The 11280-nt window shown below is 71.0% G+C and carries 9 protein-coding genes; 8 read left to right on the top strand and 1 reads right to left on the bottom strand.

Annotation, left to right across the window (positions count from 1 at the left end; all coding sequences use genetic code 11):
* Window position 1 precedes the first annotated feature (1 nt).
* The 3 genes from AB3X10_RS13705 to lpxK are packed head-to-tail and all read left to right on the top strand — an operon-like array spanning window position 2 to window position 3203.
* Window positions 2–424 (top strand): ExbD/TolR family protein, encoded by a 423-nt coding sequence (locus AB3X10_RS13705; RefSeq protein ID WP_369975636.1) that lies wholly within the window; start codon window positions 2–4, stop codon window positions 422–424.
* Complete coding sequence (msbA, locus tag AB3X10_RS13700) at window positions 421–2169, top strand: lipid A export permease/ATP-binding protein MsbA (RefSeq protein ID WP_369975635.1); 1749 nt, start codon at window positions 421–423, stop codon at window positions 2167–2169. The genes AB3X10_RS13705 and msbA overlap by 4 nt, the downstream gene beginning before the upstream one ends.
* Entirely contained in the window at window positions 2169–3203 is a 1035-nt protein-coding gene (gene lpxK, locus AB3X10_RS13695) for a tetraacyldisaccharide 4'-kinase (RefSeq protein ID WP_369975633.1), read from the top strand. Before msbA ends, lpxK begins: the two co-directional genes overlap by 1 nt.
* A 477-nt stretch (window positions 3204–3680) precedes the next feature.
* Here the strand turns inward: lpxK and AB3X10_RS13690 are convergent, their stop codons facing one another.
* Window positions 3681–5885 carry a TonB-dependent siderophore receptor gene (locus tag AB3X10_RS13690; protein ID WP_369975631.1) on the bottom strand — a complete coding sequence of 735 codons (2205 nt, stop codon included), beginning with the start codon at window positions 5883–5885 and terminating at the stop codon, window positions 3681–3683.
* A gap of 194 nt (window positions 5886–6079) precedes the next feature.
* Between AB3X10_RS13690 and kdsB the strand changes: the two genes are divergently transcribed.
* From kdsB to pgsA, 5 genes are read left to right on the top strand one after another with little or no spacing between them, the layout of a single operon-like run.
* Window positions 6080–6853 carry a 3-deoxy-manno-octulosonate cytidylyltransferase gene (gene kdsB / locus AB3X10_RS13685; RefSeq protein ID WP_369975629.1) on the top strand — a complete coding sequence of 258 codons (774 nt, stop codon included), beginning with the start codon at window positions 6080–6082 and terminating at the stop codon, window positions 6851–6853.
* Window positions 6850–7338, top strand: a complete 489-nt coding sequence (locus AB3X10_RS13680; RefSeq protein WP_369975627.1) for a low molecular weight protein-tyrosine-phosphatase — start codon at window positions 6850–6852, stop codon at window positions 7336–7338. The genes kdsB and AB3X10_RS13680 overlap by 4 nt, the downstream gene beginning before the upstream one ends.
* Window positions 7335–8756: a hypothetical protein gene (locus tag AB3X10_RS13675; RefSeq protein WP_369975626.1), complete on the top strand. Its 1422-nt coding sequence runs from the start codon at window positions 7335–7337 to the stop codon at window positions 8754–8756. The genes AB3X10_RS13680 and AB3X10_RS13675 overlap by 4 nt, the downstream gene beginning before the upstream one ends.
* Window positions 8753–10612, top strand: a complete 1860-nt coding sequence (gene uvrC, locus AB3X10_RS13670) for an excinuclease ABC subunit UvrC (protein WP_369975625.1) — start codon at window positions 8753–8755, stop codon at window positions 10610–10612. The genes AB3X10_RS13675 and uvrC overlap by 4 nt, the downstream gene beginning before the upstream one ends.
* A gap of 9 nt (window positions 10613–10621) precedes the next feature.
* Window positions 10622–11257: a CDP-diacylglycerol--glycerol-3-phosphate 3-phosphatidyltransferase gene (gene pgsA / locus AB3X10_RS13665; RefSeq protein WP_003472804.1), complete on the top strand. Its 636-nt coding sequence runs from the start codon at window positions 10622–10624 to the stop codon at window positions 11255–11257.
* Window positions 11258–11280: the final 23 nt, after the last annotated feature.

The raw sequence follows: 11280 nt of genomic DNA, 5'->3' as shown, positions 1-11280 counted from the left end.
GGTGCGGATCCGCGACGACCGCGCCCAGGACGAGCCGCATATCGACCTGGTGCCCCTGATCGACGTCATCCTGGTCCTGATCATCTTCTTCGTGGTGACCACCACCTTCGACGCCCGTTCCACGCTGCAGTTGCAGCTGCCCAACGCCAGCGACCAGCACAATCCGGCGCCGCCGCGCGCGCTGAGCGTGCTGGTCAACGCCGACGGGCACTACTTCATCAACGACCAGGAAGTGCTGCGTACCGACGTGGAGTCGGTCAAGCGCAGCATCGCCCAGGTCGCCGGCGACGACCGCGAGCAGCCGGTGCTGCTGCGCGCCGATGCGCGCACCCCGTACCAGGCCGTGGTCACCGCGCAGGACGCGCTGGGCCAGCTCGGCTTCCGCCGCATCGCCATCGCCACCGCGCCGGAAGTCAAGCAGTGAGCGCCAAGTCGGCACCGGTCTGGCCGATCTACCGTCGGCTGCTCGGATATACCCACGCCTACTGGGCGATGCTGAGCGCGGCAGTGGTGGCGATGGTGATCGAGGCCACCGCCGGCTATTTCTTCACCCGGCTGATGGATCCGCTGGTCAACCGCGGCTTCGTCAATCCCGAGCCGCGCATGGCGGTGCTGCTGCCGATGGCGATCCTGGGCCTGTTCCTGATGCGCAGCGTCGCCACCTTCGTCGGCGACTACTGCATGGCGCGCACCGGCCGCAGCGTGGTGCGCGACCTGCGCGAGCAGGTGCTGGCCAAGTACCTGCACCTGCCGTCCTCGCATTTCGACGTCGAGGCCACGCCGGTGATGGTCAGCCGGCTCAACTTCGATACCGAGCAGGTCACCCAGGCCGCCTCCGACGCGCTGAAGACGCTGGTGGCCGACACCCTGACCATCATCGGCATGCTGGTGGTGATGCTGCAGATGAGCGTCAAGGTGACCCTGGCGTTGCTGGTGGTGGCGCCGCTGATCGGGGTCATCGTGTCCTACGTCGGCAAGCGCTACCGCAAGATCAGCCGCGGCATCCAGGACGGCATGGGCTCGATGGCGCAGCGCGCCGAACAGTCGCTGGGCGCGCAGCAGGAAGTGAAGGTGCACGGTACCCAGGCCCTGGAGATCAGCCACTACGCGGCGCTGGCCAACCGCATGCTGGGCCTGAACATGAAGGTCGAGACCACCCGCGCGCTGGCCTCGAGCATGGTCCAGTTCCTGGCCGCGGTGGCGCTGGCGGCGATCGTCTGGGTCGCCACCCGCGAGGCGCTGGCCGGGCGCCTCAACGCCGGCCAGTTCATGGCGCTGATGACCTCGATGATGGCGATCATCCCGTCGCTGCGCCGCTTGACCAGCGTGCAGACCTCGATCTCGCGCGGCGTGGCCGCCGCCGAGCGGCTGTTCTCGATCCTGGATACGCCGGAGGAGCGCGACACCGGCACCGTGTCGGTACAGCGCGTGCGCGGCGAGCTGGCGTTCGACAAGGTGATGCTGCGCTACCGCCAGGACAGCGGCCTGGCCCTGGACGACATCAGTTTCAGCGCCGGGCCGGGCACGGTCACCGCCATCGTCGGCCGCTCCGGCAGCGGCAAGACCAGCCTGGTGCGGCTGGTGCCGCGCTTCTACGAACCCAGCGGCGGCCGCATCACCCTGGACGGGGTGCCGCTGCACGACTACCGCCTGCACGACCTGCGCCGGCAGATCGCGCTGGTCGGGCAGCGGGTGATGCTGTTCGACGACACCATCGCCGCCAACATCGCCTACGGCACGCAGGCCAGCGACGCGCAGATCCGCGCCGCCGCCGAGGCGGCCAACGCCTGGGAGTTCATCGAGCGCCTGCCGCTGCAGTTGCGCACGCCGGTGGGCGAGAACGGCGCGCTGCTGTCCGGCGGCCAGCGCCAGCGCCTGGCCATCGCCCGCGCGATCCTGCGCGACGCGCCGATCCTGATCCTGGACGAGGCCACCGCCGCGCTGGACAACGAATCCGAGCGCCTGGTGCAGGACGCGCTGCACCGGCTGATGCCCGAGCGCACCACCCTGGTGATCGCGCACCGCCTGTCCACCATCGAACACGCCGACCAGGTGCTGGTGATGGACCACGGCCGCATCGTCGAGCGCGGCACCCACCACGCGCTGCTCGCCCAGGGCGGGCTGTACGCCCATCTGCACAGCATGCAGTTCCGCGAAAGGCAGCCCTGATGAGCGGTCGCGGGCCACACACGCCTGGCTACTGGTATGGCCAGGGCACGCCGCCGCTGTACGCGCAGCTGCTGACGCCGCTGTACGCGGCGGCGATCGGCCTGCGCCGCGCGCTGTACCGGCGCGGCTGGCGCAAGCGCCACAGCATCGCGGTGCCGGTGGTGGTGGTCGGCAACCTCACCGCCGGCGGCACCGGCAAGACCCCGTTGACCATCGCCCTGGTGCGCCAGCTGCAGGACGCGGGCTGGAAGCCCGGCGTCGCCACTCGCGGCTACGGCCGCAGCCAGGACCAGGTGGCGCGCTGGATCGAGCCCGGCACCACGCCGGAGCTGGGCGGCGACGAGCCGGTGCTGATCGCGCACAAGACCGGCGCGCCGGTGCGGGTGGACCGCGACCGCGTCGCCGCCGCGCGTGCGCTGCTGCAGGCCGGCTGCGACATCGTGGTCTGCGACGACGGCCTGCAGCACTACCGGCTGCAACGCGACATCGAGATCGAAGTGGTCGACGGCCATCGCCGCTACGGCAACGGCCGCCTGCTGCCGGCCGGGCCGTTGCGCGAGCCGGTGGCGCGCGGCCGCGAATGCGATTTCCGGGTCATCAACCTGGGCCAGGCCAGCGACGCCGGCGAGGTCCAGGCCGGGTTCGGCGAGTGGGCGATGCGCCTGCGCATCGACAGCGCGCAGCCGCTGCAGGGCGGCCGCGCGCGCCCCTTGCGCAGCTTCGCCGGGCAGCGCGTGCACGCCGTCGCCGGCATCGCCCATCCGCAGCGGTTCTTCGACATGCTGCGCGCGCACGGCATCGGCGTGGTGCCGCACGCGTTTCCCGACCATCACCGCTACCGCGCCGCCGACCTGTCGTTCGGCAGCGAGTTGCCGGTGCTGATGACCGAGAAGGACGCGGTCAAGTGCGCGGCGCTGGTCAACGACTGGTGCTTCAGCGTGCCGCTGGTGGCCGAGTTGCCGGCCGCGTTCTGGATCGGCCTGCTCGACCGGCTGGACAAGCTGCGCGGGCGCAGCGGCGACGCCGTCGAATAGCGGTGATTGCTGCGCTCATGCGCAGCCAGCGAAGACCGAGAGTGGCGATGCAGGGGGCCAGGCCCTGTTGCATGCGGCCAGCTCGACGGCCGCGGCGGTCCGGGTTGCGCCCGGCCCGATCGCGATTGCATCTCGACCGGGGCCGCAGCTCGCGGTGTCGCGATGCGCTGCATGTGCGGCCCCGATCGCGCGCAGCAACGGACCATCTGCAGGTGTGTACGCAGCTGGATCCTCGTCACCTTCGCGATCGCTGCCACGCGCAGGCCGCTGACGCGGCGGTCCATACGAGGCTCAGATCGCACGTCCTGCCTGCAGCGACGCTTGCTGGTCGCTTCCATGCCGCGGTCGGCCTCGTTGTGACCACCTCGAACATGCCGCCGACGCCGAAGCGCCAACGCTTGGCTGCGTGCGGCGGCCGCCATCGCCGTTCGGCAAGGCGGACATCGCCGCATCGCGACGTCCGCCGGCCAGGCCACCTCAGAACCTGTAGTTCAGCGACAGCGAGGTATTGCGCGGCGCACCGTAATAGCCCTGCGCCCAGTACAGGCTGTTGATGTACTTGCGGTCGGTGACGTTGTAGACGTTGAGCGTGGCGCTGAACTGCGGGGTGAAGTCGTAGTGCGCCATCAGCCCGAGCAGCGCATAGCTGTCCTGGCGGGTGAAGATCTCGTTGCCGCTGGTGTCCAGCGCCTGCTGGTCGCGGTAGATGTCGCCCTGCCAGGTCAGCGTCGCGCCCAGTTTCAGCGCCTCCCACCGCGGCACCGTGTAGGTGGTGGCGAGCTTGAAGGTGCGGCGCGGCACGTAGGTGCGCACGTTGTTGCCGGCGTCGTCCTTGATGCTCAGCTGGGTGTAGCCGGCGTTGAGCTGCCAGTGCTCGCCGAGCCGGCCGGCGAGGTCGACCTCGTAGCCGGTGGAGGTGGCGTCCACCGGCTTGTAGGTCTGCAGCGTGCCGACGTAGGTGTCGGCTTCGGCGGTGTTGTCCTGCTTGGCGCGGAACAGCGCGAACGAGGCGTTGACCCGTTGCTGCAGCCACTGGCCCTTGATGCCCAGTTCGGCATTGCTGCCGGTGATCGGGTCCAGCACCTGCAGGTTGCGGTCCAGCTCGGTCTGCGGATTGAAGATCTCCGCATAGCTGGCATACAGCGCGTAGTCCGGATCGAAGTTGTAGACCGCGCCGACGAACGGGGTGGTCTTGCTGTCGTCGTAGACGTGCTGCACGCCGTAGTTGGCGCCGCTGCTCTCGATCCGCGTGTGGTTGACGCCGGTGATCAGCTTCAGCGCATCGCTCAGGTTCCAGTGCGCGGTGGCGTAGGCGCTGCGGCGGATCATCTCGAACTCGGCGCCGGTCGGCGCGGTGGTGAACGCCGGCAGCGCGATGGCGCCGGTCCAGTTCTCCAGGCTGGGCAGCGCGAACCAGGCGCTGCTGTCGCTGGAATCCGGATAGGTGGAGACCTGCGAGACGTCGATGCCGGCCCACTTCACGCCCGCCACCAGTTCGTGTTCGCGTCCGCCCAGGACGAACGGGCCGCTGGCGTAGAGGTCGGCGTACTTCTGCGTCTCGTGGCTGAGGTAGCGCGAGGGATAGGAGTACAGCCCCAGCCCGGTGGCGCGGCCGGGCGTGCCGTAGGCGTAGAACAGGTTGCCGTCCGACTCCAGCTTGCGGTAGTTCAGCGCGGCCTTGAGCTGCCAGCCGCCGCCCAGCGCCTGCTGCAGTTCCACGAACGCGCGCTTGTCGGTGCTGTTCCAGTACGACCAGTCGGCCGAGGTGCTGGTCGAGCGCGCGTAGTCGGTGGCGCTGCCGTCGCTGTAGTACAGCGGCAAGGCGCCCCACATGCCGCCGTGCGGTTCGTTCTTCTGGTAGCTGGCGCCGACGCTGAGCAAGGTGCTGTCGCTCAGGTCGGCCTCGACGATGCCGTAGACGCTGCGCTTCTTCAGCGAGTAGCGGTCCAGATAGCTGTCGCCGTCCTGGCCGGCGGCGACGATGCGCCCGCGCAGGCGGCCGCTGCGGTCGAGTTTGCCGGACAGGTCGGCGTCCACGCGCCGCGTGTCCCAGCTGCCGGCGGTGACGCCGACGCTGCCCTGCAGTTCCTCGGTCGGGCGCTTGCGCACGAAGTTGACCGTCGCCGACGGGTTGCCGGTCGAGGACAGCAGGCCGTTGGCGCCGCGCAGCACCTCCACGCGCTCGTACATCGCCGTGTCCAGGTCGCCCTCGGCGCCGCCGTTGGTGAATGGCAGGCCCAGCCCGTCGACCTGGAAATTGGTGATGTCGAAGCCGCGCGCGCTGTAATAGGTGCGGTCGGTCTCGATCTTCTCGACGTTGACGCCGGTGGCCAACGCCAGCACCGCGTTGGCGCTGTCCAGGCCGAAGTCGTCCATCTGCTCGCGGCCGATCGTGCTCACCGACTGCGGCGTCTGCAACGGGCTCAACACCAGGCCGGTGCCGGTGGCGCTGGCCGGCGGGGTATAGCCGTCGCTGCGCTGCGCGACCACCTGCAGCTTGTCCAGCAGCGTCGGCGCGGTGTCGCCGGCCGTGGCCGCATCGGCCGTGGTCGCATCCGCATCCGCGGCGCTGGCCGCCAGCGGCGCCAGCAGGGCGGCGAGCGCCAGGCACAGCGCCTGGCGGCGGACGGGAATGCGGGCCGGCGCTGCGGCAGACCATGCGGAACGGGCAGGAAGGTTCATCGGGCGGGATCTATAGAATGGTGGGGAAGGCGCAATGCCACGCGGCCGGCAGTGCGCGGCATCGGATGGATGACCGCGCCCGCCAGCGCGGCAGCGAATACGAACTATTCTCAATAGACGACGGAGAAAGATCAACGCATGTTTCGGTTTCGTGAATTCCAGCGTTCAGCTACCGCCTTGCGCGCGAGCGCCGCATGAGCGCGCCGCCGCCCTTCGTGGTCGCCATCCCGGCGCGCTACGCCGCCTCGCGACTGCCCGGCAAGCCGCTGCGCGCGCTCGGCGGCGAGCCGCTGGTACGGCACGTGGCGCGGCGCGCGCTCGGCGCCGGCGCGCAGCAGGTGTGGGTGGCCGCGGACGACCCGCGCATCGCCGCAGCGGTGGCCGACCTGGACGGCGTGCATGTGGCGCTGACCTCGGCGGCGCACGCCTCCGGCACCGATCGCCTGGCCGAATGCGCCGACATCGCCGGCTGGGACGACGCCACCCTGGTGGTCAACCTGCAGGGCGACGAGCCGTTCGCGCCGGCCACCGGGATCGTGGCGGTGGCGCAGGCGCTGGCCGCCAGCGGCGCGGAGATGGCGACGCTGGGCACGCCGGTCGAATCGGCCGAGAGCCTGTTCGACCCGAACGTGGTCAAGCTGGTGCGCAGCGCGCAGGGCGATGCGCTGTATTTCAGCCGCGCGCCGATCCCTTGGCACCGCGATGCGTTCGCCGCCTCGCGCGAGCAACTGCCGCCGGGTCCGTGGCTGCGCCACATCGGCATCTACGCCTACCGCGCCGGCTTCCTGCGCCGTTTCGCGGCGATGCCGCCGGGAGGCCTGGAACAGGTGGAGGCGCTGGAGCAGCTGCGGGTGCTGGAAGCCGGCTTCCGCATCGCGGTGGCGCTGTCGCCGGCGCCGTTCCCGCCCGGGGTGGACACGCCCGAGGACCTGGCCCGCGCCGAGGCGCACCTGCGGAGCCTGGCATGAAGCTGCTGGTGGTGTGCCTGGGCAACATCTGCCGCTCGCCGATGGGCGAAGGCGCGCTGCGCCATCACCTGCAGCGCTCGCCGCTGGCCGCGCGGGTGCAGGTGGACTCGGCCGGGACCGGCGCCTGGCACAGCGGCGAGCCGCCGGACCGGCGCGCCATCGCCTGTGCCCGCGGCCATGGCGTGGACATCGCCGGGCTGCGCGCGCGGCAGCTGCAGGCCGCCGACTTCGCCGAGTTCGACTGGATCCTGTGCGCCGACGCGGCCAACCTGCGCGACGTGCGCCAGCGCGCGCCGGCCGCGGCGCGGGAGCGGGTGGCGCTGTGGCTGCCCTGGGCCGGCCTGGACGCGCGCCGCGAGATTCCCGACCCCTACACCGGCGGCAGCGCGCAGTTCGAGGAGGTCTGGCAACTGGTGGACGCCGCCGCCGCGGGCAGCGTGGCGCGACTGTCCGCCGACGGCGGCTCCGGCATAATCGGCCGATGAACTCGATCGCCGCCCTGGAACTGCCGCAGCCCGGCACCTGGCTCAACGCCGCGCCGACCACGCTGCGCGAGCAGCAGGGCCGGGCGCTGGTGCTGGCCTTCGTCAATGCCGCCTCGGTGTGGTGCGCGCAGCGCCTCGGCGAACTGGCGCAGTGGCAGGCGCGCAATCCGGGGCGCCTGCAGCTGATCGTGGTGCAGGTGCCGCGTTTCGACAGCGAGCGCGAACCGCAGCGGGCGCTCAAGCTGCTGCGCAGCCAGGGCGTGTCGGCGCCGATCCTGCTCGACGCCGACTGGGCCGCCTGGCAGCGCTTCGAGGTGCAGGCATGGCCGACCCTGGTGCTGCTCGATGCCGGCGGCTACGAGCGCGAGCGCCTGGTCGGGACCGGCGGCGCCGACCTGGAAAAGGCGCTCAACGCATTGTGCGCCGGGCAGTCGCTGCCCTTGGACGAGGAATTGCGCGAGCCGCGCGAGACCCAGCCCGAGCCGCGCCTGAGCCTGCGCTTCCCGGTCGGCCTGGCGGTCGCCGAGGATCGCCTGTACATCGCCGACAGCGGCCACCACCGCATTCTCGAATGCACCACCGGCGGCCGCGTGCTGCGCCAGTTCGGGCTGGGCACCGCCGATTTCATCGACGGCAGCATCGGCGAGGCGGCGTTCCACCGGCCGCGCGGGTTGGCGCTGGAGCGCGGCGTGCTGTACGTCGCCGACACCGGCAACCACGCGCTGCGCCGGATCAACCTGCTCAGCGGCCAGGTCGACACCCTGTGCGGCAACGGCCGTGCCGGCGAACCGGTCGAAGGGCCGGTGCAGCACGCGCAGCAGGCGCCGCTGAACCACCCGCAGGACGTGGTGGTGGCCGACAACCAGGTGCACATCGCAATGGCCGGCGACAACCGCATCTGGAGCTACGAACTCGGCAACCGCAGCCTGCGCTGGCGCGCCGGCGCCGGCGTGCTGGAGCTGCGCGACGGCAGCGGCCACCTGGCCGCGTTCGCGCAGCCGTGCAGCCTGGCCGCGGTGCAGCAGGCGCTGTACGTGTGCGATGCGCTGGGGTCGGCGGTGCGCTCGCTGCAATTGCGCGGCGACCTGGTGCAGACCCTGCTCGGCGGGCAGGGGCCGTGGGACTTCGGCAACGAGGACGGCCCGCGCAGCCGCGCGCGCCTGCAGTTCCCGCAGGCGATCGCGCTGAGCCCGGACGCGCCGCTGCTGTGGATCGCCGACAGCGGCAACGGCAGCCTGCGCAGCCTGCGCCTTGGCGGTGGCGAACTGTCGACCACGGCCTTGCCGCGGCGCCTGCACGGCCCGGCCGGGCTGGCGGTGACCGCGGGCGCGGTGTGGATCGCCGAGACCGATGCCCATGCCGTGCTGCGCTACGACATCGCCAGCGGCGAACTGAGCGACGTGCCGATCAGCGAATGACCGCATCTGCACTGCCCCCGTTCGACGGCAAGGCCTTCGCCGCCAACCTCAGTACCGCGCCCGGCGTCTACCGCATGTACGCGGCCGACGACACCTTGCTCTACGTCGGCAAGGCCGGCGCGCTGCGCAAGCGCGTGTCCAGCTATTTCAGCGCCTCGCCGAAGAACGCGCGGACCATGGCGATGCTGGCCCAGGTCGCGCGCATGGACGTGACCGTGACCCGCAGCGAAGGCGAGGCGCTGCTGCTGGAGAACCAGCTGATCAAGTCGCTGGCGCCGCGCTACAACGTGTCCCTGCGCGACGACAAGAGCTATCCCTACGTGCTGCTGACCCGCGAGGAGTGGCCGCGGATCGCGCTGCACCGTGGCCCGCGCGCGCTGCCCGGGCGCTACTTCGGCCCGTATCCGGGCGTCACCGCGGTGCGCGAGACGCTGAACCTGATGCACAAGCTGTTCAAGCTGCGCAGCTGCGAGGACAGCGTGTTCCGCAACCGCTCGCGGCCGTGCCTGCAATACCAGATCGGCCGTTGCAGCGCGCCGTGCGTGGCGCTGGTGGAGGCCGACGAATACGCCGAGTCGGTGCGCCGCGCGACGATGTTCCTGGACGGCCGCAGCGACCAGCTCGGCGACGAACTGGTGCAGGCGATGCAGGCCGCCAGCGAGCAGCTGGAATTCGAGCGCGCCGCGCGCCTGCGCGACCTGCTCGGCTCGCTGCGCAGCATGCAGAGCCGGCAGTACGTGGACGGCCGCGCCGCCGACCTGGACGTGCTCGCCTGCGCGATGCAGGGCGCCAACGCCTGCGTGCTGCTGCTGGCGTTCCGCGACGGCCGCAATCTCGGCACCCGCGCGTTCTTCCCCAAGACCAACGGCGAGGACAGCGCCGCCGAGGTGCTCGGCGCGTTCGTGTCGCAGTACTACGCCGAACAGCCGCCGCCGCGCGAGGTGCTGCTGGACCGCGAGATCGCCGACGCGGAGATGATCGAGGCGGCGCTGAGTTCGGCCGCCGAGCGCAAGGTGCAGCTGCGCTGGAACGTGCGCGGCGAGCGCGCCGGCTACCTGGAGCTGGCCAGCCGCAACGCGCAGGCCACGCTGGCCACCGAACTGACCAGCCGCAACGCGCAGCACGCGCGCAGCGAGGCGCTGCGCGAGATGCTGGGGCTGGCCGAGCCGGTCAGGCGCGCGGAGTGCTTCGACATCAGCCACACCATGGGCGAGGCCACCGTGGCCTCGTGCGTGGTGTTCGACGCCAGCGGCCCGGTGCGCAGCCAGTACCGGCGCTACAACATCAGCGGCATCGAGCCGGGCGACGACTACGCGGCGATGCGCCAGGCGATCGAGCGCCGCTTCCGCCGCGCGGCGGAGGGCGAGGGCAAGGGCGATGCGGTGCTCCCCGACGTGCTGCTGATCGACGGCGGCGCCGGCCAGCTGGCGCAGGCCAACGCCGCGCTCGCCGACCTGGGCGTGGAGGGCATCCTGGTGATCGGCGTGGCCAAGGGCGCCGAGCGCCGCGCCGGCCACGAGACGCTGGTGATGCCGGACGGGCGCGAGCTGCGTCCCGGCGCGGCCTCGCCGGCGCTGCAGTTCATTCAGCAGGTGCGTGACGAGGCGCACCGTTTCGCGATCACCGGCCACCGCGGGCGGCGGCAGAAGGCGCGCATGACCAGCAAGCTGGAGGACATCCCCGGCATCGGTCCGCGCCGCCGCGCCAGCCTGTTGAAGCATTTCGGCGGACTGGCCGGGCTCAAGGCCGCCGGCGAAGCGGAGATCGCGCGCGTGGAAGGCATCAACGACGCGCTGGCCGCACGAATCTACGCTAACCTGCACGGGCTGCCGGTGCCCGATCCGGCAGGCGAGTAGAGCAGCGCAATGAAGTTGACCATCCCCACCTGGCTGACGCTGCTGCGGATCGTGATGATTCCGGTGCTGGTGCTGGTGTTCTACCTTCCCTACACGTGGACGAACTTCGCCTCGGCGGCGATCTTCGGCCTGGCCGCGTTCACCGACTGGCTGGACGGCTGGGTGGCGCGGCGCTACCACCAGTATTCGGCGTTCGGCGCGTTCCTGGACCCGGTGGCCGACAAGCTGATGGTCGCGGTGGCGCTGTTCCTGATCGTGCAGGGCCACCCGACGCCGTGGATGGCGTTCTGGGCGGCGGTGATCGTGGGCCGCGAGATCGCGGTGTCGGCGCTGCGCGAGTGGATGGCCGAGATCGGCCAGCGCGCCAAGGTGCGGGTGGCGATGATCGGCAAGGTCAAGACCACCGCGCAGATGGTCGCGCTGCTGTGCCTGCTGTATTCGGTGATGCCCGACGGCTCGCCGCCGGAGAGCGTGTGGATGGGGCTGTTCATCTTCCATATTGGCGACTGGACGCTGGCGATCGCCTCGATCCTGACTCTGCTGTCCGGCATCCAATACCTGCATGCGGCCTGGCCGAGCCTGCGCGCCGACGAGCGCGCGGCGGTGGCGGACAAGAATGCGAAAAAAATCGAAGGCAACGGTTGACAGCCTGCCGGTTCCCGGTAGAA

Source organism: Xanthomonas sp. DAR 80977 (genome assembly GCF_041240605.1).
Classification (GTDB): domain Bacteria; phylum Pseudomonadota; class Gammaproteobacteria; order Xanthomonadales; family Xanthomonadaceae; genus Xanthomonas_A; species Xanthomonas_A bundabergensis.
The sequence above is the reverse complement of the archived record's forward strand: the minus strand, read 5'-3'. Positions and strand labels throughout refer to the sequence as shown.